Source organism: Streptococcus sp. STR1/CE/0325 (assembly GCF_055386095.1).
Window position 1 is genome coordinate 1,046,290 of the sequence record NZ_AP045018.1, and the last position, 26,913, is coordinate 1,073,202.

The window sequence follows — 26,913 nt, forward strand, 5'->3', positions numbered from 1 at the left end:
TCTCTTATTCTCCACGGTAAATCACTTGACTCTGAGCTAAGCGACCGTGAAGGATATAAGAGGTCTGTCTGAGCTGGTCTATATTTTTAGCTGATAAGGCGCACATGATAAGGGCCAAATCTTTTTTCCAAGATTCCACGATGGCGATGGCATCCTCGACAGAATGAGTGGTGACCAGTTCTAACATGGTTCTAGACAATCCAACTGCTCTAGCGCCCAAGGCCAGAGCCTTTGCCATGTCTAGGGGATGGCGAATCCCACCACTGGCTAGAATCTCCATCTTCTCCATCATGGGCTGGGCATTGAAAAGCGCCTGCACGGTGGTCTGCCCCCATTGATTGAGGTAGTCACGGTGATCTCCTCGTTGATTTTCAATATAAGCAAAGCTAGTGCCTCCCCTACCAGAAAGGTCCACTGTCCGAATTCCTAGCTCATAAGCCTCTTTGATGGTGGCAAGATCCATGCCAAAACCCACCTCTTTTAAGATCACTGGAACAGAAATTTGGGTCGCATAGTCTTTCAAATGGGATTTCCAATGCTTAAAGGTGCGCTCACCTTCTGGCATGAGGAGTTCCTGCATGAGATTGATATGCACCTGCAAGAAAATGGCATCTAAATCTTGAACCGCTTTTTGCCCTGCCTGATAAGGTTTATCAAGACCGATATTGGTACCAAGGAGAACATCTGGCTGCTCCTTAATCACGGTATAAGAGGCCTTAGCCTTCTCGTCTTTTAGGGCTGCACTATAAGACCCTGTCACCAAGAGTAACCCACAAGCAGAAGCCACTTGAGCGAGTTTGCGGTTAATCTCGTAAGCTTGATCGCTTCCTCCGGTCATGGCATTGATGTAAAAAGGATAGGGAAAGGTCCTTCCTGCAAAACTGGTGGAAAGATCAATCTCTGATAGGTCATAATGAGGGAGAGCTCTTTGAATCAGCTCCACATCATCAAAGCTATTATAGGGAGACTGGTAAGCAAGGGCGTGCTTGATGTGATCGTCTTTGCGATTGGCTATCATCTGAGAACCTCCTTCATTAGTAAATCAATACCAGCTTCTTGCCAATTTGCTTCAATCTGCTGGCAAGTGGCCTCTGAAAAAGCAAAAGCCAGCCCACAATCGCCACCACCTGCGCCACTACTCTTTGCAGCCGCATCAAATCCTTCTACTCCAGCACTCAAGCGCTTGAGGGACTCCGAATAAATGGCTGGGTGTAAACCTTCAAGAAGAGTCGCAGCCTGTCTAACCCCACTTAAAAATGCCACCTTGTCCGAAAGAAGCAAGCCCTCTTTCATAGTCTTGACAGCTACTTCCATCTGTTCTAAAAATTGTGGCGTGATGTGAGCCTTGACTTCTCTAATCAAATGGCTAGAAATGGCTGGCTCCTTGGTCCAGCCCACTAAAAGCAGAACCGGTAAGGAGGGAGAAATGACCTCAATCGTATAACCCCAGTCTTTCTCCAAAACACGTATTAAATCCTCTTTTTCCAACCACCTTCTCACCTTTTCACGGTCAAAACTGGTGTAGGCAATCAATCTCTCATAACTGATGCAGGCTATATCTCCCATGGAGCCATTGTCTCCTCGCTTTAAGAGCACGACTGCTGCCAACTTAAAGAGCAAATCTGGTGTTAAAGTGAGCTGGGCCTGCGCTGCCATAGCCTTGAGGGTCAAGACCACCACACTACCGCTTGAGCCAATGCCTAGCTTTTTCCCGTCTTTTTCCATCTTCCCCCAGATATCTAACTGGATGGGAGAAATAGGTTTGCCGATGGCTTGGAGGTAGCTCTCCATGAGTAGGACGCTCTCTTGGATGAGGGCATATCCCTCATCTGGCATGAGATCAACCCCATAGTCAAACAAATCTGAAGTCAACTGATAGCTCTCCGCTGGCTTAATTCCAGCAGACATATAGATGGGAACGGGATAGATGAGGGCCGTTCTTCCTGGAGTTAGCACGGCATACTCCCCTGCTAGATAGAGCTTGCCACAGGTTTTTACATGTGTATCAGTCATCTGCCGGGTCCTTTGTCTTTGAAATAATCAGTTCATAATCCTGACTCAAGCGTTCGGATAAGGCTTCAAGATCTTTTTCAAGGCAGAGAACCTTGACATTTGGCCCTGCATCCATGGTGAAATAGCAAGCAAAGCCCTCTTGTCTCAAGGCTCTGACCTTATCCATAGCCGCATAACTCGCAGGAGTCAAATAAGAAAAGGCAGGTTTTGCAAACTCAGTTGTGCGGTGCATGGCAAGGGCGTTTGCTTCCGTCAGCTCGCCCACTTTTTCAAAATCATTTTGCGCTAGATAGTCAAGCATAGCTGTATAATCTTTTTCAGACTGCTTGACCCATTCCTCAAAGACCGTTGAGGTTTCCACGCACCGTTTCATCCCTTCTCGGCTGGAGATGGCTTTTTTTTGATCGTTGAGGACAATCATGATCATAGCCAGCTTCAAATCAGTCTTAACAGGGTAAATCTCACCCGTGTCCTTGTCCCAAGCTGTCACAGGACCAAAGAAACTTCTCGCAGACGAGCCTGACGCAAACTTGGCTTTTTGCGCCAAATCTTCTTGGGAAAGATGGGTCTCAAAAAAGGCATCACAAGCCTTGACCAAGGCAGATAGACCGCTAGAGCTAGAGGACAGTCCAGCTGCGGTCGGCATGTGATTAAAAGTCTCAATGCGCACAAAAGGCCCACCTTCTGGACGAAATTGGTCCACAATTCGGCTGACTTTTTGATGTTCGGCTTCATCTTGGAGCTGTCCATCCAAATAAAAGAGGTCTCTCGTTGCTCGCTCATCCAAGGCGGACAGGCTGGTTTTAGTGACCATATTTTCCAAGGTCAAAGAGATACTGCTGGTCGCTGGTATCATCCTTGCACTATCTTTTTTTCCCCAATATTTGATAATGGCGATATTGGCATAAGAAGTGACCGTTATAGTTTTTCGATCCATGTCTTGACCGCCCCTTTCTCTTGTAAAACTTGCCCTAAATCTATGGCTTCTTCTTTTTTTGACACTAAGGCAATGATGCAGCCACCAAGGCCACCGCCACTCATCTTGGCACCAAAAGCCCCAAAGGCTAGAGCCGCCTCAACGAGCTGATTGGCTAAAAGGCAGGACACGTCAAGCTCATCCAGAACAAGGTGCGCCTCCGTCATGGCTTTCCCTAGTTTTTGCAGGTGTTTTTGTGAAATAGCACTCTCCGCTTCCTTTGTCAAGCGTCCCAAGACAGCAAGACGACTGGTCGCTTTTTCTCCTGCCTCTTCAATCTTTTGCACCGCCTCTCTGGTGTGTCCATAAATACCTGTATCTGCAATGACCAAATAAGCGTCCAAATCTAAGGAAATGGTCGAAAACCCTCGATCTTTCACAAAGATAATTGCTTCATCGCTCATACAGGTCTTGACATCCAACCCACTGGGATTGTGATGGGCAACCCGTTCGGCTTGATGGGCTAGACTTTCTAACACCTCATCAGACAAGGGCGCTTCAAAATAGTCAAAGACCGCTCGAATGGCCGCTAGACTGACGGCAGCCGATGAGCCCATCCCCCGCTTTTCTGGAATATCAGAATCCACCTCATAAGCTAAGGGAGTGCCTAACTGTCCTAGATGGTCTAAAGCCAGCCAAATCGCCCGATCTAAGGTATCTTGCTTATCGTAGGGAATAGGGTTTATTTCTTCTTTTTCTGTCACCCGACAGGTCACTTGAATATCCAGTAAAGGGGCTGCAATCGCAGGATAATGGTAAACCACCGCATGCTCGCCCATCAAGATAATCTTGCTGTGGGCAAGACCTTGTCCACTTTCTTTCATGGTTCTCATTTCTCTTTTTATTTCTCAATCTTTGCCTCTTGATTTTAGGAAACTGTCACACAAACGCAAAAGATAACCAGACAAAGACTTTATAGTCATTTCGTTTGCTTTTAGGACGAGTTAACAAAATCATAAAAGATAAACTAAAAGACTATATCACATTACTATGCCTACCTATTGTAATATAAATAGCAAAAAAATGCGACTTTTAGCTGTGATATAGGGATTGAATGGAAAAATCTAGCATTTCTTAAAACAGAGAAAAAAGAAAGAACTCTCTCAGCATGAAAACGGTTGTCGCTAGCCTTATTTCACCTCGTTCATTTCAATATCTCTTAGCCAATTTGAAAACTCAACCAGTAAATGGATCGCATGTTGGTGGATCATGCTTTTAGGTGTCAAGATTGGAAACTCAACTTGTAATTGAACATGCAAATCACCGTCTTTCTCATCAATCATCTTATGCCTCACACCTCCAATCACCATACCACCTGACAAATAAGCTGCCCCAAAAGTCTCAACATCAAAGTTAGAATCGGTTTTAGAAACTAAGCCAGAATCATCACCATAAACAAGGGTAAACTCAGTTGCTAGAGGTGAGCCCCCAGTGATTTCAACAACGGTTTGTTTTTTCCATCCCCTTTAGAATAAAAATGATTGGGATTAGCCTTAAAATTAAACATCTGGTTTTCTATTTGATTAACCGTCATCATCTCTTCGAATCTTTTCATGACTTCTTCTGCCTGATAGACAGGATTTTTTACGTATATGTCTGCCCTAGAAATGCGCCGCCTTCCAAATGAAAAGGTGCTCAAGAGTTTGGAAGTTAGATTTCCAAGAGCAATCTGTGTCTTTAGTCTTTGGCGTAATTGATCTTGACTTAGAGTCAGTTTTTCTTGAAGGATGACTGTTTCTAGTTCAGACAAGGAACTCTTTTGATCCACCTCTAGATTCTTCTTTAAAAGTCTTTTCAAAAAACGACTAACCTTGAGATATTCTTTTTTCTGCCAAAGATCCAAGTCCTCTTGTGTATATTCTTTTCCATCGATATAAAAAGTATAAGTTGTTTCGTTTTTGTAGGCTTCGTGCTGTTCAATAATCGCTTTGACTTGACTTTTTGTCCAATTAACCATAGTGTCTCCTTATATCTGTCGCAATATTAACAAATAAAATAACTGAAGTTGAGAAACACATCCCAACCTCAGTTATATTTGGTCATCCTGTTCCTTGAATATACAAGAAAACAGATTTTTCTAACGAATCTCTGCACCGATAGCATCCACGAGAGACTTGGTGATTTTTTCCATGTAGCCTGCCACTTCTTCGTCGGTGAGGCTGGCTTCTCTATTTTGGAAGGTGAGGCTATAAGCCATAGATTTTTGATGATCAGCGATACCAATGCCGCTATAAACATCAAAGAGTTTGATGTCTGTTAGGCGTTTCACCTTGGCAGCTGAGATAGCTGCGACAATATCAGCATGGCTAACAGAACGATCAACCAAGAGGGCAATGTCACGTGACACGCTTGGGAACTTGCTGATTTCTTGGTAGGTGTAGTTTTCTGATAGATGGGCTTCAATGACACCAAGATCCAACTCTGCCACATAGGTTTCTGGTAAATCTAGCTCTTTTGCCAGCTGTGGATGGACCTGTCCGACAAAACCAATGACCGCCTCATCCAAGAGAACAAGGGCTGTTCGACCCGGATGCAGACTAGAGAGTTGTTGACTTGGGGTAAAGTGGAAGGTTAGCCCCAATTTATCCGCCAAGGCTTCAACAATACCCTTGGCTTGGTAAAAATCAACCGGAACAGCCTGTGTTTGGAAGTCTTTTTCTGTGACAAGACCGCTCAAGGCAAAGGCAAAATGCTCCTTTTCCTTTGGCAAATCTGTCTTTTGCTCCGCACTTTCAAAGACCTTGCCAATCTCGTAGATAGCTTGGTGACGATTTTTACGAGCAACATTATAAGCCACGACATCCAAAAGACCCGATACAAGATTCTGACGCAAAACAGAGCGGTCAATCGACATAGGCCACATCAACTCTGTCAAAGCGCTTGGCTCGAAGTTAAAGGCTGTCGCCTTAGGACCAGTGGTCAAGGAGTAGGTCAAGACTTCTGAAAGCCCTGCTGCTTCTGCCAAGGTCCGCACTCTACGACGAAGTGCCTGTGTCTTGGTCAACTCCCCAGCACTCCCTGCCGTCTCAGGTAGGGTGGTTGGAAGTTTGTCATAGCCGTAGATACGGGCGATTTCTTCGACCAAATCAGCTGGAATAGTGATGTCCCAACGGCGTTTTGGCACAGATACTGTGAAGTGCTCGCCTTCTCCCTCAAAGCCAAAGCCAAGCTGGTGGAAGATCCCCTCAACATCAGCTAGACTAAGCACTGTTCCTAGACGCTGATTGACATAAGAAAGTGTGGTGGAAACCAAGACCGGTTCTATATCCACTTGACCTTTTGAGAGGACACCAGAAAGCACTCGCCCTCCTGACAGTTCTGCCATGAGGCTCGCTGCATAATCAAGAGCTTCTAAAGTATCAGCTTGATTGATCCCTTTTTCAAAGCGGGCTGAACTCTCTGAGCGTAAACCAAGGCGGCTACTGGTTTTGCGAATCGCTTTCCCATCAAAGATAGCCACCTCAAGAGCTACTGTTTTTGAGTTATCATCAATCTCGGTATTTTCACCCCCCATGACCCCAGCAAGCGCTACTGGCTGGTCTGCCACCGTGATAACCAAGTCCTCTGGCACCAAGTTTCTCGTTTCTCCATCAAGGGTCACGAGGCTTTCTCCAACTCTAGCCTGTCTGACAACAACCTTGTCCCCTTCAAACTTGTCCAAATCAAAAGCATGCATGGGTTGACCAAAGTAAAGTAAGCAATAGTTGGTCACATCGACAATGTTGTTGATGGGGCGAACTCCCTGATTCATGAGGAGATTTTGAAGCCACTGAGGACTAGGCTGAATCGTCACATCCTCGATAACTCGAAAAGCGTAAAATGGAGCTAAATCTGTTTCGACCTCAAGGCTAAGGCGCTCACTCACCTTTTTCTCCTCTTCGACCAAGTTTCTCATTTCAAAATGAACAGACTGATCATAAATAGCTGCCACCTCATGTGCCACCCCACGCATAGACATCGCATCCGCACGATTAGGGGTCAAAGATAACTCGATGATGTCATCATGTAAATCGAGATAAGCCAGTGCATCACGACCTGGAACAGCTGTTTCTGGCAAGACATAGATGCCATCTGCTGTTTCTTTTGGCACGACAGAATCAGATATACCAAGCTCAGACAGCGAGCAGATCATCCCAAGCGACTCCATGCCACGGATCTTGCCCTTTTTAATCTTATAATTGTCCGCAATGCGCGCACCCGGTAGAGCCACCATGACCTTTTGTCCCGCTGCGATATTGGGCGCACCACAGACAATCTGGCGAGGTTCGTCATCCCCTGTATCGACTTGACAGAGATGTAGATGCGTATCTGGCACATCCTCACACGAGAGGACCTCACCCACGACAATCTTAGACAGCCCTTCTCCTGGTTTTGAAACACCTTCCACTTCAATGCCTGTGGTAGACATTTTTTCTGCCAACTCTAGGGGGCTTGCCTCCACATCAACTAATTCTTTTAACCATTTATAACTAACTAACATGCCAATCCTTTCTTATCCCTTGAACTGTGCGTTGAAACGACTATCACCTTGGTAGAAACCACGAATATCCATAATGCCATAACGCAGCATGGCAATGCGCTCCTGACCAAGACCAAAGGCAAAACCAGAATAACGCTCACTATCTACCCCACTCATCTCAAGGACACGAGGGTGTACCATACCAGCTCCTAAAATCTCAATCCAACCTGTCTTTTTGCAAACCGAACAGCCCTCTCCGCCACATTTAAAGCAAGACACATCCACCTCAACAGATGGCTCTGTGAAAGGGAAATAAGAGGGACGCAGACGAATCTTTCTGTCCTCACCAAACATCTTGTGGATAATCATCTCAAGCGTTCCTTTGAGATCGGCCATGGAGATGCCCTCACCCACGACCAAGCCTTCGATTTGGTGGAATTGGTGGCTGTGGGTAGCATCATCTGTATCACGTCTAAAGACCCGTCCAGGGGAGATCATCTTGAGAGGACCTTTGCTAAAATCATGCTCGTCCAAGGTTCTGGCCTGAACAGGACTGGTGTGGGTCCTCAGCAAAATCTCCTCAGTGATGTAAAAGGTATCTTGCATATCACGTGCAGGGTGATCTTTTGGCAGATTCATGCGCTCAAAGTTGTAGTAGTCACGCTCCACCTCAAAACCATCCACAATCTGAAAGCCCATACCAAGAAAGATATCTTCGATTTCTTGGCTAATCTGAGTTAAAAGATGACGGTTTCCAATAGCTACTGGGCGACCAGGTAGGGTCACATCGATGCTTTCGCTAGCGAGCTGTGCCTTGATGGCTTCTTCTTCCAGATAAGCCGCGCTCTCTTCAAAAGCAGCATTCAAAATATCACGCGCTTCATTGACGTGCTTACCGATAATAGGGCGCATCTCTTGTGAGACATCCTTCATCCCCTTTAAAATCTCAGTCAGACTCCCTTTTTTTCCCAAGACGGAGACTTTTAGGTCTTGTAATTCTTTTTGATTTTCAAGACGCAGGTCTTTGAGCTGCTTTAGGGTGTCTTCTCTGAGCTTGGTTAATTTCTCTTCAATGGTTGACATTTCTTTCCTCCTAACAAAAAAGCGTGCCAAAACTCCACTACGGAGCGTTGACACGCGGTACCATCCGTTTTTTATCGCCCAAATCGTCTAGCTTCTAGCGATTGAGCAACCTTGATTGCTTGGTTCAAAAAGCAAGTGAATTGGCTAGGTGTCCCTTTTGTAGGCTTCCAGTCACGACCTACATTCCCTGGCAAGGGCTTGTCCTAGTTACTAGTCTTGCAAGAACCTTATTCTATTTTTACGGTTTATTTTATCAAAATTTTGAGCATCTCGCAAGTCCTACTGAGCAGAAACTTGGTGAACAGCTCCTGTTTTGTAGTCAAACTGCAAGCCATTTTGCACATTAGGCACAAAAACATTGAATTCTAGGCTGCCATCTGCTGATTTGGCCTCAAGCTGGCGACCAGATGCCAAGAGGTTATCTCCTTCATAGAAGAGCTTGACACGGTAGCGGACACGTTTGTTTTGGTCGAGCGCCTTTCGGACCAAGCTTTCATAATAGTTTTGTCCAGTGGAGTCTGGGCTGGCCGCTTGGTTGGACCAAGCTGTCTGGGTGGCAACGTTTTTGGGATTACTGGTTGAGGCATCAAAGCGCTTGAGACCACCCACCAGAGCGTAGGCTAAGAGATGCCCCCGATCCACAGCGTGGTCATACTCACCAGACAAGTTTTTAAGTTGGTGCCAAGCAACTGGTGTCCAAGAGGTGGTTCCATTTCCCGTCTGCTCCCTGCTTTGATACTGTCTAGTTGCCTTGCTGAGCAGTGCATTTCCAAGTGTTGGCAGTTCCTTGCCATCAACGATTTTGGTTTCATTGGTAGCATAGGGAGCGCTTGAGACCTTGGCATCCAAATCTGTTTTGTTGTCATTGACGATGAAAGCCCCCGCCCCATTCCACTTGAGGGGTGCGCCGATTTGTCCCTTAATCTCCTCGCTGAGAACACTTTCGGCTAGCGCTTGACTAGGGGCTGTGTCACTTGCCTTGGACCGGACGACTGTTTTAGGAGCCTCGTGACTAGAGGTGAGGTTGGGGTAAACTTGCTTTAGAGCCAGCCCTCCCACCAAGACTAAGGCACTCAGCCAGAGAGGGGCTTGTTTTTTCCGTCTTTTCTTTGCCATCTGCTCCTCCTATTTTCCCGTGAATTTGGCGATAATCTCCTGCCACTTGTGAGGAGAGAGGATGGCCCAAGGATCAGTTTCTCCGCCAAGAAAAGCGTAACCCAAAACTAACCCTAAGACCAGACCAAAGGCACACAAAACAAGAACACCCACAGCTTTTAACAATCGATTTCTCACCGTTTTCATGCCTCTTCCTCTTCTCTTACTCGCTTGATGTTAGCCCCCAAACCTTGCAATTTTTCATGGAATTGATAGTATCCCCTATCCAAATGACTGAGCTGGGTCACCACGGTGCGCCCTTTGGCCACTAGACCTGCTAGAATGAGCGCCGCACTAGCCCTTAAATCCGTTGACATGACGGGAGCGCCTTGAAGCTTTCCTCCGTAAATCCTAGCCGTATCATGAGACATGGCAACAGAAAGCCCCATGCGACGCATTTCCTCTAGGTGTTGGAAACGATTCTCAAAAACGGTCTCAATCATGGTGGACTCGCCATTCACCACTGCCATGAGCGCTGTAAATTGCGCCTGCATATCGGTTGGAAAACCAGGGTGGGGCTGGGTTTTGACGTTCGTAGGCAAAAGGCTGGGCGTATCTGCCTTAATGCGGATGCCACCGCTTTCTTCTGTCACCTCAACTCCCATTTCAATGAGTTTGGTAAGGAGAGGACGATTATGCTCAAAAATAGCATCCTTGATGAGCACATCTCCAGAAGTCATAGCCGCTGCCACCATAAAGGTTCCCGCCTCAATACGGTCTTGCACCACATCATGGTTAGCTCCGTGTAGACGCTCAACACCAACAATGGTAATGGTGCTGGTGCCTGCCCCCTTGATATTCGCTCCCATTTTATTAAGTAAAATAGCCAAATCGACAATCTCAGGCTCACGCGCCGCATTATCAAGAACCGTCACCCCATCGGCTAAAGTCGCTGCCATCATGAGGTTTTGCGTCGCACCAACGCTTGGAAAATCCAAGTAAATGGATGCCCCGTGCAAGCGCTGTGCCGTTGCTGTAATGTCGCCACCTTCTTGGTGAATCTTTGCCCCCATTTGAGCAAGACCCTTTAAATGCAAATCAATAGGACGACTTCCGATGGTACAGCCCCCAGGCATAGAGACCTTAGCGTGGCCATTTCGCGCCAAAATCGGACCCAAAACCACAATAGAAGCCCGCATCTGACTCACATACTCATAAGGAGCCGTATCCAGCATGGGCTTGGTGGCATCCACTGTAATCGCATGGCGGTCCTCATCAAAAGTTACCTCAACATTGAGACCACGTACCACCTGATTCATGATAAAAACATCTGATAATATCGGGACATTGGTCAAAACCGTTTTGCCTTCACTGGCTAAAATCGTTGCGGCAAGTAGGGGCAAAACTGCATTTTTAGCCCCTTCAATCGTCACCTCACCTACTAGGCGGGTGTTGCCGCCATCAATAATCATCTTATCCATTTTTTATTTCCTCTTAACTCAAACGTATCAACATTTCCTGACTGAGCTGAACAATGTCTAGCACAAAATGACTGACCAAATACCCCAAAGCCATGCTTAAAAACAAGACAAATAATCGAAGGCTTGATAGCTTATCGGGATTTAGTTTCATCCATTTTGACCAATCCACCAACTCAATCAAGAGGCGATAAGAAATCGCCGTGAAGATGACATGGCTCGTCACCATGATACTCGTTTCAATGATATTCATTCCCTTATTATACCACACCTTACTGATGACAGACAAGAAAGGAGGACGCTTCTCATTGTTAACGAAAAAAGAGAACACCCAAAAGTGAAAAGAACCGCTTATAATGGACAGTATAAAAAAGTTATATACTGTTCATATAAGGAGGTTCTTTTTTTATGGCTAAAAAAGGAAGCAAGTTCACCAAATATCCACCCGAGTTCAAATTACAGGTAGTGGAAGACTACCTCAGTGGAAAGAGCGGAGGGATGCCTTCTATTGTCAAAAAATATGGGTTAAAATCAGACAACCAAGTTTTGACTTGGACAAGAAAATACCGAGAAGACCCTACTTTACTCTCCCAAGATTTACGAGGTAGGAAGTCCACTGGTCGTCCCAAGACAAGGAATATAGAGGAGATGACCCTAGAGGAACAGAATGCTTATCTACGAATGGAGAATGCAATTTTAAAGACCTTAAGGACTCTCCTCAATCCGTGAGAAGAGTCCACCTCTATCAAGTCGTGGAGCAGTTGAAAGATCGTTACTCAGTCTCCTCTTTATGTGCCTATTTGGGCTTTCCTAGGTCTTCCTACTACCTTTGGTTGAGCAAGGGGAGACCAATCTATAAGCAGTTTGATGCGAACTTAGCCCAAAAGATTACAGCTATCTTCCATGACACTCAAAAAGGCTATCGCTTCATCTCTTATCAACTGAGAAGACACTATCAACTTTATCCTAACCCTAAAACTGTCTTGCGCTATATGCGTATTCTTGGTCATCGGTCTCCGATTCGGAAGAAGCGGTACCAATCCTGCACGCAACGAGAGATAAATGAAAAGGCAAGACACGTCCACTACAACATGCTTGCCCGAAACTTTAAAGCAGAACGCCCTCTCCAAAAACTGACGACAGATGTTAGCTACGTTTACCACAAACAAGGGAGGATGTTCTTAAGTGTCATAAAAGATTGTTATGACAATTCCATTTTAGCCTATACGCTATCAGATTTCAATGATAACAAGTTAGTTTTTGACAATATAGATCAGGTCTTTCACGATTCTTGGGATTCAACCAAAGTCTGTGTTCTTCATTCTGACCAAGGTTTTCAATATACCAATCAACAGTATCTCCGAAAATTAGATCAATACGGTGTGACCATTTCTCATTCTGGCAAGGGAAATTGTTATGATAATGCGGCATGCGAGAATTTCTTTTCCCACTTGAAGAGTGAATCCTTGAGACTATTTCCACCTGAGGATAGGGAAGCCCTCGTCCAACAAATCAGGGAATACATCGACTGGTATAATTGCCACAGACCACAAGAAAAATTAAAAGGTATGACTCCCTTAGAATTTAGGGAAGCATACCTTCTAAAAAACTAACTTTTTTAACTGTCCATTTTATCTGGGGCTTGACAAAGTGTTCCCTTTTCTCCTATTAATCCTTATAGATAGAACTTCTCAACTCATTCGTGAGGTCGAAGTAAGCCTTATGAATGGCTTTTCTGAGTTTATACACTTCAGAATTTTGCTCTGTAATACCAGTGTAATTAAATTCATTACGATTGTTGTAATAGTAATTAGCATCAACACTCACGGCTTGTTGGAAGAGTTTCTTCAAGTCTTCAAGATTATTGATTTGTCGCTTACCATTATACATCACCGTGACTGGCTTAATTTGATCTGCCTTATCCATGCGTTCGTGAATAGCATGAATCCGTTGCTCTTCTGGGGTGCGTCCAAAGAGTTTGTGCATGACAAAGTCTTCGGTTAGATACTTGTGCCCTGCTGCTTGAGCTTCTTCTTTGTATTGGTTAGAAAGGTAAGGCACCATACCATCCTTGTAACCTTTTTCCCCTAAAAATTCAAAGGCATTGCGTCTAAAGCTGAGGGGGTCACCTTGCCCTATCGTACTGTTTGGTGCAGCGTAGAATGGGCTAAAGAGTTTAATATAGTGGTAACCATTTCTGCCATACTCACCATGGTAGCTCCGTCTAGAAACAAGGCTATTTTTAACCAAATCATCAATGCTGTGCAAGTTCATATCAGCAATAGCGTACTGATCTAATTCTTTCACAATAACTGACCCTTCAGGGTTTCGTGAACCCGGAACAATTGGTCTTACATTTAACTTGCTGAGCATCTGCGCTTTGACCTCATTTGGTTGTTTGAGAATAGCTTCACCTTCAAGATAATCCATGGTATAAATCAAATCAAAGAGACGTTTCATAAAGATTTGTAAGTCTTCTGGAGTCTTATAACGGCTTGGCGAAGTCGCATAGTAGCTATTTTCAGGTTTAAACTCAAGCATGTCGTTCCAGCCTAAGTCTTCTTGGAATGGGAAACGAACGGACTCGTAAAGACCTAAGGCAAAGTCCTCTGCACCATAACCATCTCTTCTATTGTGACCATAGAAGTAAACGTCCCCATCCATAGCATGGGTCAATTCATGACTGAGTGAGGTTGCTCCGAGATCGGATAGGAGTTTGGTCTTTGAGAAGTAGATGTCAAAGACATTGGTAACAGCTCCTGCATTCGGATGGGTCAAAGTATCCCAAAGACCTGCTGGTCCAAAGAAGTTTTCAATAGCTTTGGTTGAATTTTGACCAGATGAGTTCTTCCAGTTGCCATCTAAGCCCATGAAGGTATCCTTGATTTGAAGATTCTTCCTAAGTTCCTTAGACTGCTCTGGTCCTAAAATCCGTGAGAAGAAATCGAGATGATTTCTAAGATGGACGGCTCCTTCTTCCACCAGTTTATGCATTTTTTCTAGCTCTTTTGCAAAGGTTGCTGGATCTCTATACTTGAGGTTCATGTCAATGTAGGTATCATACATACCAAGCTCAATTCCTGTCATGGTAGAGGTGATATACATATTTTCCTCTGGTAGGGTCAAGAGTGGCAAGAGGAATTTATTCCACGATTTCTTAGCCGCCAAACGATCAAAGATGTTAACCGGTGCATCTGGTTGTTCCAAGGATGGCATTTCAACCATATAGGCTTTAGAGTTTTTCTTGAGCCACGCATCATCGGTTAAATGCGGTGCAAAAATCTGTCTGTACTGTTTCAACAAGCTAACCAGATCCAGTTGTTCCTGACGGTACTTGCCGATCACACTTTGGTAAGTGCTTGGACTATTGACCGGTCTTAGGTTATCTGTGGTACTACCTAAAGCGATGAGATAGTCAAGATTGGATGATGGCTGACCAGTGAGGAAATCATTTTGATAGACCATGAGATCCTTGACATTGGTTTCATCAACCGTGACATTGTACCAACGGTTCATATAAGCAAGACCTAAAACGATGGCTTCTTTGTTGGCTAGAATTTTAGCTTTCAAAGCATCTCTAGCTGCTTGATTAGCTGGGTCAATCAGGTTGGTCGCAAGCAGTTTCTTCACTTCTGTTTTGAGATTTCGTTTTAGACTAGGGATAGCATCTTGGAGATACAAAGTCTTAAAGACGCTGTATGGTATTTTTAGTGAGTCGTAGAGATTGTTGACATCAACTTTTTGCAACTCATTTGTTATCTCATCAGCAAGACGTTCATCTGTCAAGATAAACTTCGGTGTATAGGAAAGACCATCAGCAATCTTGTAGTTTGCAACTTGTCCCGTTTGATTTTGGTAAGTCACAGAGCGCTGCTCACTGCTTCCGTCTTTGTAGTACAAAAGAATAGTCTTAACTTGATTAGCACTATCTAGACCAGTCAAAATCGTTCGACCATCCATCGGAGTGACACTTATCAGTTCTTTTTGAGCAAGAGGATCACTTGAAGACAAGCTATTTCCTGCTTGGACGATATCTTCCTTGCTTGCAAATGGCATGAGCTTAGCCAAGTTACGATAAATCAACTCATGATCCGCCTTAGCCTGATCAATCTCTTGATAGGAGTCTTTTGGATCAACTTTCTTAGCAAGGTCAGCTAGACCGAACTCTGCTAGTTTAGAAGCAAGCGCTGATGGATCAAGGTCTTGAACAGTTGCAAGGTTACGATTCCCACTTGTCTGACCTGTGATGCGGTAGACACTAGCTAGCGCGCCATTATTTGTTCCAACAATCTCATCTGTACTTGGGGCAATAACGCTACTGATGAGGTTTGACCCTTGCCCTTCAAAAATACCAAAGAGACCACCTGAGAGATGATTGCCGATTGGTTTAAGCTCATCTATCCATCCCGTCGCATAGACATTGTTAACTTGAGAGCCACTATCAACCTTACCGACAACTAGACCGTTAGCGCTTGTCTTGTAATCAGAATGAGGGCTTAGGACAGCCTTAACGACGGCGTGATTGATTTGACTATTTTCTAGACTACCTACCAAGGCACCGTTTTCATAACCATCATAAGGATGTGTCGGATAGACTTCACCCTCAAAAGTGACATTCTCAAGGCGCGTATTATTACGGGCTTGGGCGACCAAACCAGCTACCCTTTGCATGCCATAAACGTTTCCTTGGACAGCCACATCTGTGATATTAGCGCCGTCTGCTGTCTTAGCTAGGGCGGCTACCTTATCGCCGTTCGGTTGGTTAATAGCGACGTTCTTCAAATTAAGATGGCTGATTTGTGCGTGACTGAGATGGTCAAAGAGCGGTAGCTTGGTATCATAGATGGTAAAGCCAGCCCCGTCGAGATGACCTGTGAAGTCGCCAGCAAGATAGCTGGTGCTTCCTTCGTCTGGTGTCACATCATCTGCTGTCAGATTGGTTGCTAGGGTGTAGTGGCCAGCAGGATTAGCCTTCATTTGCGCGAGCAAATCGCTAAAGGAAGTGATACCCGCACTTGGCTTAGCCAGCAACATATGATAAGGTTTGGTACTATCTTTATTAGGATTTTCTGCTGTTACCAAATAATAATCTTTACCATCTTTTTGGACACTTGTAATCTGAGTGAGATTAGCCACGATCGGAGCGCTGTTCTTAGTCTCAAGTTGGACAAAATAAGGAGAGAGATCGCTTGGAATAGCACTTAAATAGGTCACCCTTTGGAGCGTTCCATCTTGATTTCCTTTCCTATAAAGAGCGAAATCTCCTGTATAATGCGGAGAAAAGACATCTTTTTCTTTCTCCACATCAGATCCTGCCTCTGTCGGCTGGTTAGAGATGACTGGCGGTACTACCGTTGGCTCTTCTTTAGGTTTTATGCTATCTAGGTCAAAGGCGGGTTTGACTGGAGTGGTTTCTGGCTCATCCACCTCATGCTTGAGCGTGCTTGGATCTAGTTCTGGTTTGACAACTTCCTCAGGGGTGCCTACCGCATGCTCATAGCCCGTCAAATCAAAGACTGGTTTTTCTGGAGTCGTTTCTGGCTCTCCCAGCTGGTGCTCTCTCAAACTATTGAGATCAAAGGTCGGTTTTTCTGGACTGACCTCTGGTTCACCGACAACGTGCTCTTTCAAACTTTCTGGATCTAGAATAGGTTTGACTGGAGTAGTTTCTGGCTCATCTACCTCATGTTTGAGCGTGCTTGGATCTAGTTCTGGCTTGGTGACCTCTTCTGGTGTGTCAACCGCATGTGCATAGCCACTCAAGTCAAAGACAGGTTTTTCTGGTACGATTTCTGGCTCACCCACTTGGTGCTCGTTAAGACTTGACAGATCAAACTCTGGTTTTACTGGAGTGATTTCTGCTTCACCAAGGGCATGCTCCTTCAAACTATCTGGATCTAAAACTGGCTTAACTGGTGTGGTTTCGGGTTCACCTAATTCATGCTTGAGTGTACTTAGATCCAGTTCTGGTTTAACGACTTCTTCTGGTGTATCAACCGCATGCTCGTAACCACTCAAATCAAAGACAGGTTTTGCTGGTACGATTTCTGGATCGCCCACTTGATGCTCGTTAAGACTTGACAGATCAAACTCCGGTTTTATTGGAGTGATTTCTACTTCACCAAGGGCATGCTCCTTCAAACTATTTGGGTCTAAAATAGGCTTAACTGGTGTAGTTTCTGGTTCACCGACTTCATGCTGGAGTGTACTTAAATCCAGTTCTGGTTTGACGACTTCTTCTGGTGTACCCACCGCATGCTCGTAACCGCTCAAGTCAAAACTTGGCTGAACAACGACCAAAGGCTCATCGACCATGTGTTGCTTGACACCTTCCACATTCAAGAGCGAATAATCTGGATTTGCGTCATTTTTTTCTGGTGTCGCTGGATTATCCAAAGAACCCGTCTCTTGCGCATTGTCTGATGGAACATTTGGCGTCTCTGCATTGGATGAAACATTTGGGGTTTCGGGAACAACGGGAGTTGGGGTTTCTGTTGTGCTTGCATTTTCATCCGTGCTGTCTGATGGAACACTCGGTGTCACTGTTACTTCTGAAACACTTGGGGTTTCGGGGACAACGGGGGTTGGGGTTTCTGTTGTGCTTGCATTTTCATCCGTGCTGTCTGATGGAACACTCGGTGTCACTGTTACTTCTGAAACACTTGGGGTTTCGGGGACAACGGGGGTTGGGGTTTCTGTTGTGCTTGCATTTTCATCCGTGCTGTCTGACGGAACACTTGGCGTCTCTGTATTGTCTGAAACACTTGGAGTTTCGGGGACAACGGGACTTGGCGTTACTGGGGTAACCGCAGTATCAACCGTGTTGTCTGACGGAACATTTGGTGTCACTGGTCCTTCTGAAACACTTGGGGTTTCGGGGACAACGGGAGTTGGAGTTTCAGTTGTGCCTGCATTTTCAACCACGCTGTCTGACGGAACATTTGGTGTCACTGGTCCTTCTGAAACACTTGGGGTTTCGGGGACAACGGGACTTGGAGTTTCAGTTGTGCCTGCATTTTCAACCACGCTGTCTGACGGAACACTTGGGGTTTCTGGAACAGCAGGGATTGGCGTTGCCGCTGTTGGTGCTGGTGTTTGCTCCACATCAGGCTTTTGCTCAGCCGTTTTCTCTGTTGTTGGTGTTGACTCCTCTGTTTTAGCTTGATTGTCTGAGGTGCTACCTGACACATCTTTTTCAGTCAAATACCCCACATAAATCCGATCCGGCAAGTCTTGCCCTTTTGGCAAGCTATCCCCAACCTTTAGCGTTAGGGTTTGATTGTAATTGGACAAGCGCCCACTATCTAACGCTGCGATTGAACTCAAAGAAAAGGCACTACCAAGACCTGTGATAAGGATCATGGAAGAGATAATCCGCTTCTTTTTCTTCAAGCCTAGAGCCGAAAGCCCAATCACAACTAAACTGCTCCCTCCAAGGAGAAGGCCTGCTTCTGTCGTCATACCAGTCTGAGGAAGAACACCCTTTTGATTAGAGCGATAAACCAAATAATAGGTCTGCTGTTCCTCGTTGGTATTATCTGGTAAGCCCTGCTTGAGCAAGTTTTTTTCCGTAGGACTCAAATCCTCTTCAGCAACGTACTGGTAAGACACCTGTATCGCTTGCTGTTGCTGCGTTTGTCCGACATCGAGAGCGCTTACAGTATCTCCAGCTGACGCCCCTACCAGCCAAAAAGCACCAATAGCTAAAGATACCGCTCCGATAGTTAATTTTCGGATAGAAAAGGTATAACATTTATTAAATCCATTTTTCATTTGCGAACTTCCTTCCTATCTTAACATTATAACATTTTTAAAAGGAATTCGCCAATTTTTTGAAAACGAATACACAAGAAAAAGGCACTCTCTCCCTGTTGCTAAAACAGCAAGGAGAGGCAAGTGCCTCTACTATTATCTTTCTTCACTGATTCTCCAAAACTTTTCTTGGCTTGGTGCCTTCAGCTGGACCGATGACCCCTGCTGCCTCCAGTTCCTCCATTAGCCTTGTTGCACGGTTAAAGCCCACCGACAAGCGGCGTTGCAGCATAGAAGCGCTGGCTTTTTGAGTCTCAATCACCAAAGCCTTGGCTTCTTGAAAGAGCGGGTCTCCTCCAAGGTCAGCGCCTCCGCCTGTTTCTGTTTCACTCACCTCACCTGGGTCAAAGCTATCGTCATAGTTGGCTTCGGCTTGGTTTTTGATAAAGCTCACGATACCTTCCACGTCCGCATCTGAGATAAAGGAACCTTGCAGACGGACAGGGTGGTTTTCGTCAATGGGTTTAAAGAGCATATCCCCACGTCCCAAGAGTTTTTCTGCTCCATTTTCATCAAGAATGGTCCGGCTATCTGTCCCGCTTGACACCGCAAAGGCAACCCGACTCGGCACATTAGCCTTAATAAGACCACTGATGACATCAACCGAAGGGCGTTGTGTCGCAAGAATCATGTGAATCCCAGCCGCACGCGCCTTTTGCCCCAGACGAATAATGGCATCTTCCACCTCTTTACTAGCCACCATCATCAAATCGGCCAACTCATCCACAATAACCACTAAGAGAGGCAGAGGATAATCACGGACATCTCCCTTTTCTTGTTCAGCGAGGATTTTCGCATTATAGCCTTCGAGATTTCTCACCCCTAAACGGCTAAATTTTTCATAGCGCTGTTCCATCTCATCCACCACTTTTTGAAGGGCCTTGCTGGCTTTTCTTGGATTGGTCACCACAGGGATGAGCAGGTGGGGAATATCATTATAGACCGACAGCTCCACCATCTTGGGGTCAATCATCAAAAACTTGACCTGATCAGGGCGCGCCTTCATCAAGATGCTAGAAATCATACCATTAACAGCAACCGATTTCCCAGAACCGGTCGAGCCTGCGACCAAAAGGTGGGGCATCCGACTCAAGTCAAAACTGCGTGCCGTCCCATTGACCGCCTTACCTAGAGGAATCTCAAGGAGTTTCTTAGGATCGGTCTTGGACTGCTCCCACAACTCACGAAAGGACACCGTCGCCACTTCGGCATTGGGCACTTCGATGCCGACCAAGGATTTTCCTGGAATAGGCGCTTCAATCCGCACGTCCTTGGCTGCTAGAGCAAGCGCCAAGTCATCAGCCAGGTTGGCAATCCGATTGACCCTAACACCAACAGCTGGCTTAACCTCATACTTGGTCACCGATGGCCCAATCTCCGCACGCTCCACCACCACTTGAATGCCAAAGCTCGCAAAGGTTCGCTCTAAAATCTTGATATTTTCACGCACCAACTTTTTCTCTTTTTGCTGGTTTTTAGGCTTATCGGGTGCAAAGAGATCAATACTAGGAAGAACATAGTCTTGCATCGAAAGTGGTTCTGCCAAGCTCTTACTCTCAAACGCCCTGCTTTCCTCCTTTAGCTCCTGCCAATCGTCTGGTTCTTCTGCGTCTTCATGAGCGATGATAACAGGTTCCGCCTTCTCAAGTGGCAGATCATCAAAAATCTCGCCTGTTTCCAAATCAACCAAAGGCTCCACTTGAGCTTGAGCTGCTTTTTCTTGCTGACTTGCTTTTTTCTCTCGGCGTTTTTCCTCATAAAGGTCAAAGGTCTCTTGATACTTGCGCTTGATAAAGTGGCTCACATCCAAGATATCCCAAGGGCTCATGAGAAAGGCCCCAAGGACAATCACAAGCACACCAATCAAGCCAGCCCCCACTCCTGAAAATAGGAAAGAAATAGGACGATAGAGTAAGGCTCCCAGCATCCCCCCACCAGTAAAATGCCTAACCTGAACCGACAGCAAATCATCCATCAAGAGCTGAAAAGTCCCTCGAAAGACCGTTTGCCCGCGCATGTCCGGTGTCAAAAAGAGATAGGTGTGCCACTCTAGCAAAAGACCGACCAGCATCACACTAGCACCAATCACGACGTTTTCCAGTTTCTTAGCCCATTTAAAGGCAAAGAGATAGACTATGGTTGCTATCATCACAGGATAGGCCAGACTACCGACCAAAAGACGCACCAGATTGTAAGCTGTAATCCCAAAGCGCCCCATCCGAAGGCAGGCAAAAAAAAGCACAAAAGCCAAGAGCAGTCGCCTGACCAATCGCTTCAGAGCTGCCTGTCGTCTTAATTCTTCCTTGGTGGGGCGTTTCTTTCGCCCCTTTGTTTTTGCTTGTCGTTTTGTTTCTGCCATAGCTTTCATTATATCACACTAATGAACTCTTGATAAACAAAAACAAGTCAATCACTGACTTGTTTGTTCTCTTTCTTTATCTAATTCTTTGATAATGTCTTCTAAGTCACCAACCAATTTAGGAATGTCATGATGGGCAATGGTTAAAATTAATCTCGTATTAATTTTTCCATAATGATGATAAGCTTTATCTCTAAACCGTTTGATAGCAGACCAATTTATCTTTTCCTTATAACGATCTTGCAAGTCCTGAGAAATTTTTCTAGAATCCAGTTGCTCTCCAATTTGACCAATATGCATCGCCAAAGAACTCGTCACCATCTCATCATTCTCTGGGATATGATAAATCAAACATTTCTCTAACGTTTTTCCAACTTCTCTAGCATAGTCTAGCATTTGATTAAGATACAAATAATCGCTCTCTTCTTGGCTCAGCCTCATAAATCATGATCCTTTCTTGATAAAATCTCTCTTTTAATTGCTTGCCAATATAAGTAGCTGCTTCTTCTATCTCTTCAACAGATAAAACATCTACCGAAATATGGAAAATAGATTCTAATTCATCCGATAGATTGAAAAACCTTAACCCATCTGCTTTTGAACCTTCCACAACAACTGCCAAATCGAGGTCACTATTTTTATCCGCTTCTCCTCTTGCATAAGAGCCAAAAAGATAGATCGCAGAAATCTGATAGGATTTGGCAACAGGGGCAACTCGTTTTTTAATTTCTTCTAACGTATATACCATCTCATTGCTCCTTTTTTAGTCTCTTCTACTGTCATTTTAACAAAAACGAAGCAAAAAAGAAAGTCAACTCCTTATCAATCAAGAACGGGACAACCATTTTTTACCCCATTTTCCCATCTCGCTGCATTTGTGGTACAATAGAAAAAAACGAAAGGTATGCTTATGACAAAAAAATCCTTATTATTCCTATTGCCACTTTCACTTTTGCTTCTCACGGGTTGCCAACAGATGGATCGTACCATCAAGGGAGACGATTATGTTGCGAGTCAAGAAAATCAAAAAGCAGCACAAGATAGACTCAACACCCTAAACAAGGCGGACTTCCCCCAACTATCCTCAACTGTCGCCAAAGACGAGGCTGAGGTCAAACTCAATACCACCAAAGGCAGTGTGACCATCAAACTCTTTCCAAAATATGCGCCACTAGCGGTGGAAAATTTCCTCACCCACGCCAAAGACGGCTACTACAATGGAGTGAGCTTTCATCGCGTCATCAAGGATTTCATGGTCCAATCGGGTGATCCAAAAGGCGACGGCACAGGAGGTGAGTCCATCTGGAAGGGCAAAGATAAAAACAAAGACGCTGGCGATGGCTTTCAAAACGAAGTGTCTGACTACCTCTACAACATCAGAGGAGCGGTTGCTATGGCGAACCGAGGCCCCAATACCAACGGCAGCCAATTTTACATTGTTCAAAACCATCAAAATATGACCAGCCAGTTAGATCCTAGCCTTTACCCCAAAAAACTCTTTGAAGCCTACCAAAAAGGCGGCTACCCTCAAGGAGACGGTAACTACACCGTCTTTGGACAGGTCATCGAAGGCATGGATGTCATTGATGCCATCGCAAACACCCCAACCGATTCTTCCGACAAGCCCAAAGACCCCATCACCATCACCTCTATTGAGATTTTAAAAGAAGCAGAAAAATAAAACATAAGTCGGTGTTGGAAACTTAGTCAGGTATGAAAACTAAAGATGAAAAACACTCAAATTTTAAAGCGTTTGGAAGACCACTTCCAGCGCTTTTTTAGTCTTTTAATTATTTTTTAGAAAAGACATTTCTTTCTGAAAATATTTGATTTTTACCTCAAAAAGTGTATAATAAGGTTCAAGAAGATCAATCAAAAAGAGCATAACTGCTGACAAGAGCTTGCTTAGGAGGTTTTATGAAATTATTAACCCAAAGCCGTTTTTACGCCATTTTAACCCTCTCACGCTTGTTCAATACCTTGGGGGGCAGCCATCTACAATTTGGTCTTTATCGTCTTTGCATCCAGCATGCCAAACCCTAAATTCGCTGTTGGTATCGCCAACTTTATCCTGATGGTACCGATTCTTTTTACCCTCTTTGTCGGAAAAAGAGCCGATCAGACTAATAGCAAAGCCCAGTGGGTGATTCAAGCCGGCTACCTTCAAACTGTGATGTTTGTCACAGTCGCTTTTCTGACCAAATCCAGCACTTATCTGGCTTTTTCTTTTATTTGTTTGCTAAATATCTTCTCAGATATGCTCAGTGATTACCGCGGTGGTCTGCTCATGCCTATCGTCAAAAAGAATATTCCAGAAAAGGATCTCAACGAAGCCTATTCCTTCTGGCAAGTTATCCAATTATTAGGCAACTTAGCTGGACAAGCCTTGGGGATTTATCTGCTTGCCATCAGCCATCAAAACTTCATGTTGGTCGCCTTCCTCAACGCCCTGTTTTTCTTTCTCTCATCTAGCGTTCTCTACCTCAAACGCAAAAACTTGACCTATGAGCCTATCACACAAGACGAAAACGACAAACAGCCTTTCTTTAAGGAAATGAAAGAACTCTACCAACTCATGGAAAAGTCTTTTGAAGACCCTGAAACCAAGCGGTTTTTACCTCTTCTCCTTTCCATCATTTTGGTCAACTTTATCGCATCCTCCATCTCTTCCATCTACAACATCTATCTGCTCCATCACAGCTTATTTGGTCTCTCCTTTAGCCAGGGCATCTTCTTAATTGATGTGGTCTTTATCGTGGGCATGGTGCTTGGTAGCCTCTTTCCCCATGACTACTTCGGTCGGCTGTCGCTCAACCAGATTATGATTTGGGTGGGAAGTGCTATGATTCTCTTTGCCCTAGCTCACCTCCTTCATCTGTCAGAGGTCTTGCCTCTCCTCGCCTTTTTGTTTGGTGCTTACTTGGCAGGAAAGATCAACCCCAAAGTCAACAGCATGATTTTGACTAAACTTCCCTCACATATCCTAGCGCGTGCCAACTCCTTTATAAGCCTGCTCTTTGCCTTTAGCATTCCTCTTGGAACTGCCGTTTTTAGCGCTCTTGCCATCATCAGCCTCCCATTAACGTGGATAGTTTTTCTGATTTTATCCATTCTTTTGACCTTCATGGTCATCACCAATCAAAAAAATAAAACACAAAGATAGAGGCCTAATCCGACGACTTTTTCCTTGCATTTTGATAAGAGGTGTACTATAATGGAGATGCTAGGAAATAGTTTTAGTACTTTTAAGGATATGGAAGTTTGGTGCAAATCCAACGCGGTCCCGCCACTGTGATAAATGCTTCTGCGTTTTAAGTCAGGTCTTTATTCTTAAATTTTAGTAGATTTCAGGCCTCGATGTAAGGTCGTGATGTCAGTTTGGAAGACAGTTCAGTGATGCAGTTCTTTCCATTATTGGCTCTACGTTATAGTACACCTATTTTTCTAAAGATGAGTTTTCATCTTTCTGCAACGGAGCAGGGCCGATAATGAGGAAAGTAACTGCTATCCAACGACGCATAGCCTGATATACAAAGACGTATAAGACTTTCTTTTACTTGTTTATAAGATAAAGAGCTTAGCAACAGCGCTAGGTTCTTTTTTCGTTTTTAGTTGAGCCGTTAAAACAAAAAAATCACTTGTCCTCTCAAACAAGTGATGGCTACTCTACCACAGAAACCAAGCGGATTTTCAAAATATTGGGTCTAGTGGACAATTTTTCAATGACATCGACCATTGACACATCCTCTGGCAAATGCAGGGTGAAGATATTGCGATAAATCTTTCTCCCCTTGACATTTTCCACATCAAAAACCACGTTATCGAGCTCAATGTGATAGTGCTCAAAAAACTGGGTGAGAAATTCCTTGGTCTCTACTCTGTGTACAAAATGAATTTCCAAACGCTTGACCACAGGTGGTTTGACGATGCGAGTAATCACCGCCAAAGAAAAGAGGACAGCTAAAAAACTCAAAACCGCAATCGCATAATAGCCCATGCCCAAAGCAATCCCAATGCCTGCCACCGTCCAAAGCGAGGCTGCCGTCGTGAGCCCTGCCACCCGCTGCTTGGTGATGACAATGGTTCCTGCACCTAAAAAACCAATCCCGCTAACAATGGGCGCCAGTAACCTGACCTGATCGACCTCAATTTGCGGATGGAGCTGAATTTTTTCATAAAAAACAGCACTCTGAATGAGAGCAATGGTCGTTGCTCCAACACAGACCAAAAGGTGGGTGCGAAGTCCTGCTGGACGGCTTTTTCGTTGCCGATCATAACCAATCACACCCGAAAACAAGAGGGCTAAACCCAGTCTTAACATCATGTCTGCTATGCTCATCACAGTCCCCCTCTCTTAAAATCACTGCTCCTTCATTGTAAGCCTTTTAAAAAAAGGTGTCAAGAAATTAAATTGTTCAGCCCTTTTGCTTCCTTTTTTCTCCAATCAATGCTACTATAATAGTGATACTCTATTTTGCATTAGGAGGTTATATGCACACGTTATTTGAAATCTCCCTGATTTTACTGGCCAGCGTTATTGCGACGGTGGTCTCTAAAAAAGCGGGGATTCCTGCCGTTGTTGGTCAACTCTTCGTCGGCATTATTTTAGGCCCATCGCTCCTTCACTTGGTTAAAGAAGGGGAGGTGCTACATTTTCTATCCGAAGTCGGGGTTATCCTGCTGATGTTTATGGCAGGGTTAGAGGCTCATTTTGACATGCTCAAAAAATACCTCAAACCCAGTTTACTGGTTGCCATCACTGGTGTTGTGGTTCCTCTAGCCAGCTTTTTTGTCCTCTCTCGCCTCTTTGGCTATGAGGTCAATGCGGCTATTTTCTACGGACTCGTCTTTGCTGCGACCAGCATTTCCATCACTGTAGAAGTCTTGTCTGAGTACAAGCGCATCAAAAGTAAAACAGGTGCCATCATCATCGGAGCTGCGGTTGTGGATGATATCTTAGCTGTCCTACTCCTTAGTCTCTTTCTTGGGACAACTGGCGCGTCGGTCAACCTCTTTCACCAAATCGGCCTACAAGCCATTTTCTTTATCTTTTTAGCGGTCTGTATGAAATACATCATTCCTGCCTTTCTCAGATGGTCAGAAAAAATAGACTTCTTAGAAAAAGAAACCTTGTTAGCCTTGCTCATTTGCTTGTCCCTCTCCCTATTAGCGGATGCGGTGGGACTAAGCGCCATCATCGGCTCCTTCTTTGCAGGGCTTGCTATCGGGCAGACGCCTTACGGTGAAAAGGTCGAAACACGGATTGCGACACTGAGTTACGCCTTTTTCATCCCAATTTTCTTCACCTCTATCGCTTTACCGCTCAAGTTTGACGGCATGTTAGAACAAACACCGACCATCCTTTTATTTACCGCAGTTGCTGTCTTAACCAAACTCATCCCAGGGTACTTGGTCGGACGTGGTTACCAATTTGGTCAAATGGATTCGCTCACTATCGGTAGCGGTATGGTCAGCCGTGGGGAGATGGCACTGATTATCGTCCAAATCGGACTCGCTCAAAATATCATCAGTACCACCACCTATTCTGAACTGGTACTCGTGGTTATCCTATCCACCTTTATCGCTCCTTTCCTGCTCAAATATTCTTTTGGAAAAGAGCAACAATAGATACAAAAAC

21 protein-coding genes, 1 pseudogene and 1 riboswitch are annotated in these 26,913 nt (G+C 44.8%); of the genes and pseudogenes, 5 read left to right on the forward strand and 17 right to left on the reverse strand.

Annotation, left to right across the window (positions count from 1 at the left end; genetic code table 11):
• Nucleotides 1-4: 4 nt before the first annotated feature.
• The 12 genes from fni to ACZ49W_RS05250 form a co-directional block, all read right to left on the reverse strand.
• Nucleotides 5-1,015 (reverse strand): type 2 isopentenyl-diphosphate Delta-isomerase, encoded by a 1,011-nt coding sequence (gene fni / locus ACZ49W_RS05195; protein WP_464814962.1) that lies wholly within the window; start codon nt 1,013-1,015, stop codon nt 5-7.
• The gene (locus ACZ49W_RS05200; RefSeq protein WP_464814269.1) at nt 1,015-2,013 is read right to left on the reverse strand and encodes a phosphomevalonate kinase; all 999 of its coding nucleotides are present in this window, start codon (nt 2,011-2,013) and stop codon (nt 1,015-1,017) included. The genes fni and ACZ49W_RS05200 overlap by 1 nt, the downstream gene beginning before the upstream one ends.
• A complete protein-coding gene (gene mvaD, locus ACZ49W_RS05205) occupies nt 2,006-2,950 on the reverse strand; it encodes a diphosphomevalonate decarboxylase (protein ID WP_464814270.1) in 945 nt (314 codons plus the stop codon). Before mvaD ends, ACZ49W_RS05200 begins: the two co-directional genes overlap by 8 nt.
• Nucleotides 2,932-3,813 (reverse strand): mevalonate kinase, encoded by an 882-nt coding sequence (mvk, locus tag ACZ49W_RS05210; protein WP_464814271.1) that lies wholly within the window; start codon nt 3,811-3,813, stop codon nt 2,932-2,934. Before mvk ends, mvaD begins: the two co-directional genes overlap by 19 nt.
• Before the next feature lie 306 nt (nt 3,814-4,119).
• A complete protein-coding gene (locus tag ACZ49W_RS05215; RefSeq protein ID WP_464814272.1) occupies nt 4,120-4,296 on the reverse strand; it encodes a hypothetical protein in 177 nt (58 codons plus the stop codon).
• 107 nt (nt 4,297-4,403) lie between these two features.
• Entirely contained in the window at nt 4,404-4,946 is a 543-nt protein-coding gene (locus ACZ49W_RS05220; protein WP_464814273.1) for a hypothetical protein, read from the reverse strand.
• Nucleotides 4,947-5,066: 120 nt separating this feature from the next.
• Nucleotides 5,067-7,469 carry a phenylalanine--tRNA ligase subunit beta gene (gene pheT / locus ACZ49W_RS05225; RefSeq protein WP_464814274.1) on the reverse strand — a complete coding sequence of 801 codons (2,403 nt, stop codon included), beginning with the start codon at nt 7,467-7,469 and terminating at the stop codon, nt 5,067-5,069.
• Between the two features lie 12 nt (nt 7,470-7,481).
• Complete coding sequence (gene pheS / locus ACZ49W_RS05230; protein WP_464814275.1) at nt 7,482-8,531, reverse strand: phenylalanine--tRNA ligase subunit alpha; 1,050 nt, start codon at nt 8,529-8,531, stop codon at nt 7,482-7,484.
• A gap of 279 nt (nt 8,532-8,810) precedes the next feature.
• On the reverse strand, nt 8,811-9,647 hold the full coding sequence (locus ACZ49W_RS05235) for a DNA/RNA non-specific endonuclease (protein ID WP_464814276.1): 837 nt from the start codon (nt 9,645-9,647) through the stop codon (nt 8,811-8,813).
• 9 nt (nt 9,648-9,656) lie between these two features.
• Entirely contained in the window at nt 9,657-9,833 is a 177-nt protein-coding gene (locus tag ACZ49W_RS05240; RefSeq protein ID WP_464814277.1) for a DNA-directed RNA polymerase subunit beta, read from the reverse strand.
• On the reverse strand, nt 9,830-11,107 hold the full coding sequence (murA, locus tag ACZ49W_RS05245) for a UDP-N-acetylglucosamine 1-carboxyvinyltransferase (protein WP_464814278.1): 1,278 nt from the start codon (nt 11,105-11,107) through the stop codon (nt 9,830-9,832). The genes ACZ49W_RS05240 and murA overlap by 4 nt, the downstream gene beginning before the upstream one ends.
• Before the next feature lie 13 nt (nt 11,108-11,120).
• The gene (locus ACZ49W_RS05250; protein ID WP_464814279.1) at nt 11,121-11,357 is read right to left on the reverse strand and encodes a DUF1146 family protein; all 237 of its coding nucleotides are present in this window, start codon (nt 11,355-11,357) and stop codon (nt 11,121-11,123) included.
• Between the two features lie 155 nt (nt 11,358-11,512).
• Between ACZ49W_RS05250 and ACZ49W_RS05255 the strand changes: the two genes are divergently transcribed.
• Complete coding sequence (locus ACZ49W_RS05255) at nt 11,513-11,833, forward strand: transposase (protein WP_464813867.1); 321 nt, start codon at nt 11,513-11,515, stop codon at nt 11,831-11,833.
• Nucleotides 11,830-12,717 carry an IS3 family transposase gene (locus ACZ49W_RS05260; protein ID WP_464813868.1) on the forward strand — a complete coding sequence of 296 codons (888 nt, stop codon included), beginning with the start codon at nt 11,830-11,832 and terminating at the stop codon, nt 12,715-12,717. The genes ACZ49W_RS05255 and ACZ49W_RS05260 overlap by 4 nt, the downstream gene beginning before the upstream one ends.
• Nucleotides 12,718-12,772: 55 nt before the next feature.
• Here the strand turns inward: ACZ49W_RS05260 and ACZ49W_RS05265 are convergent, their stop codons facing one another.
• The 4 genes from ACZ49W_RS05265 to mntA form a co-directional block, all read right to left on the reverse strand.
• Nucleotides 12,773-18,877, reverse strand: coding sequence for a ZmpA/ZmpB/ZmpC family metallo-endopeptidase (locus ACZ49W_RS05265; RefSeq protein ID WP_464814280.1), 6,105 nt, complete (start codon nt 18,875-18,877; stop codon nt 12,773-12,775).
• Nucleotides 18,878-19,022: 145 nt separating this feature from the next.
• Nucleotides 19,023-21,275: a DNA translocase FtsK gene (locus tag ACZ49W_RS05270; protein ID WP_464814281.1), complete on the reverse strand. Its 2,253-nt coding sequence runs from the start codon at nt 21,273-21,275 to the stop codon at nt 19,023-19,025.
• A gap of 51 nt (nt 21,276-21,326) precedes the next feature.
• A complete protein-coding gene (locus ACZ49W_RS05275) occupies nt 21,327-21,686 on the reverse strand; it encodes a HepT-like ribonuclease domain-containing protein (RefSeq protein ID WP_464814282.1) in 360 nt (119 codons plus the stop codon).
• The gene (mntA, locus tag ACZ49W_RS05280) at nt 21,676-22,023 is read right to left on the reverse strand and encodes a type VII toxin-antitoxin system MntA family adenylyltransferase antitoxin (protein WP_464814283.1); all 348 of its coding nucleotides are present in this window, start codon (nt 22,021-22,023) and stop codon (nt 21,676-21,678) included. The genes ACZ49W_RS05275 and mntA overlap by 11 nt, the downstream gene beginning before the upstream one ends.
• A 162-nt stretch (nt 22,024-22,185) precedes the next feature.
• Here mntA and ACZ49W_RS05285 point away from each other — a divergent pair, with 162 nt between their 5' ends.
• Nucleotides 22,186-22,956, forward strand: coding sequence for a peptidylprolyl isomerase (locus tag ACZ49W_RS05285; protein ID WP_464814284.1), 771 nt, complete (start codon nt 22,186-22,188; stop codon nt 22,954-22,956).
• 236 nt (nt 22,957-23,192) lie between these two features.
• Nucleotides 23,193-24,438, forward strand: a pseudogene (locus tag ACZ49W_RS05290) (MFS transporter).
• 65 nt (nt 24,439-24,503) lie between these two features.
• Nucleotides 24,504-24,654: riboswitch (adenosylcobalamin (AdoCbl) riboswitch) on the forward strand.
• Nucleotides 24,655-24,936: 282 nt separating this feature from the next.
• On the opposite strand, the gene ACZ49W_RS05295 reads toward ACZ49W_RS05290, so the two are convergent.
• A complete protein-coding gene (locus tag ACZ49W_RS05295; RefSeq protein WP_464814285.1) occupies nt 24,937-25,614 on the reverse strand; it encodes an MgtC/SapB family protein in 678 nt (225 codons plus the stop codon).
• 152 nt (nt 25,615-25,766) lie between these two features.
• Between ACZ49W_RS05295 and ACZ49W_RS05300 the strand changes: the two genes are divergently transcribed.
• The gene (locus tag ACZ49W_RS05300; RefSeq protein WP_464814286.1) at nt 25,767-26,903 is read left to right on the forward strand and encodes a cation:proton antiporter; all 1,137 of its coding nucleotides are present in this window, start codon (nt 25,767-25,769) and stop codon (nt 26,901-26,903) included.
• Nucleotides 26,904-26,913: the final 10 nt, after the last annotated feature.

Bases quoted from the DNA above. Each gene is read 5' to 3' on its own strand.
- ACZ49W_RS05200 (WP_464814269.1), bottom strand. From the start codon at position 2,013: ATGACTGATACACATGTAAAAACCTGTGGCAAGCTCTATCTAGCAGGG.
- mvaD (WP_464814270.1), bottom strand. From the start codon at position 2,950: ATGGATCGAAAAACTATAACGGTCACTTCTTATGCCAATATCGCCATT.
- mvk (WP_464814271.1), bottom strand. From the start codon at position 3,813: ATGAAAGAAAGTGGACAAGGTCTTGCCCACAGCAAGATTATCTTGATG.
- ACZ49W_RS05220 (WP_464814273.1), bottom strand. From the start codon at position 4,946: ATGGTTAATTGGACAAAAAGTCAAGTCAAAGCGATTATTGAACAGCAC.
- pheT (WP_464814274.1), bottom strand. From the start codon at position 7,469: ATGTTAGTTAGTTATAAATGGTTAAAAGAATTAGTTGATGTGGAGGCA.
- pheS (WP_464814275.1), bottom strand. From the start codon at position 8,531: ATGTCAACCATTGAAGAGAAATTAACCAAGCTCAGAGAAGACACCCTA.
- ACZ49W_RS05235 (WP_464814276.1), bottom strand. From the start codon at position 9,647: ATGGCAAAGAAAAGACGGAAAAAACAAGCCCCTCTCTGGCTGAGTGCC.
- ACZ49W_RS05240 (WP_464814277.1), bottom strand. From the start codon at position 9,833: ATGAAAACGGTGAGAAATCGATTGTTAAAAGCTGTGGGTGTTCTTGTT.
- murA (WP_464814278.1), bottom strand. From the start codon at position 11,107: ATGGATAAGATGATTATTGATGGCGGCAACACCCGCCTAGTAGGTGAG.
- ACZ49W_RS05250 (WP_464814279.1), bottom strand. From the start codon at position 11,357: ATGAATATCATTGAAACGAGTATCATGGTGACGAGCCATGTCATCTTC.
- ACZ49W_RS05255 (WP_464813867.1), top strand. From the start codon at position 11,513: ATGGCTAAAAAAGGAAGCAAGTTCACCAAATATCCACCCGAGTTCAAA.
- ACZ49W_RS05265 (WP_464814280.1), bottom strand. From the start codon at position 18,877: ATGAAAAATGGATTTAATAAATGTTATACCTTTTCTATCCGAAAATTA.
- ACZ49W_RS05270 (WP_464814281.1), bottom strand. From the start codon at position 21,275: ATGGCAGAAACAAAACGACAAGCAAAAACAAAGGGGCGAAAGAAACGC.
- mntA (WP_464814283.1), bottom strand. From the start codon at position 22,023: ATGGTATATACGTTAGAAGAAATTAAAAAACGAGTTGCCCCTGTTGCC.
- ACZ49W_RS05285 (WP_464814284.1), top strand. From the start codon at position 22,186: ATGACAAAAAAATCCTTATTATTCCTATTGCCACTTTCACTTTTGCTT.
- ACZ49W_RS05295 (WP_464814285.1), bottom strand. From the start codon at position 25,614: ATGAGCATAGCAGACATGATGTTAAGACTGGGTTTAGCCCTCTTGTTT.
- ACZ49W_RS05300 (WP_464814286.1), top strand. From the start codon at position 25,767: ATGCACACGTTATTTGAAATCTCCCTGATTTTACTGGCCAGCGTTATT.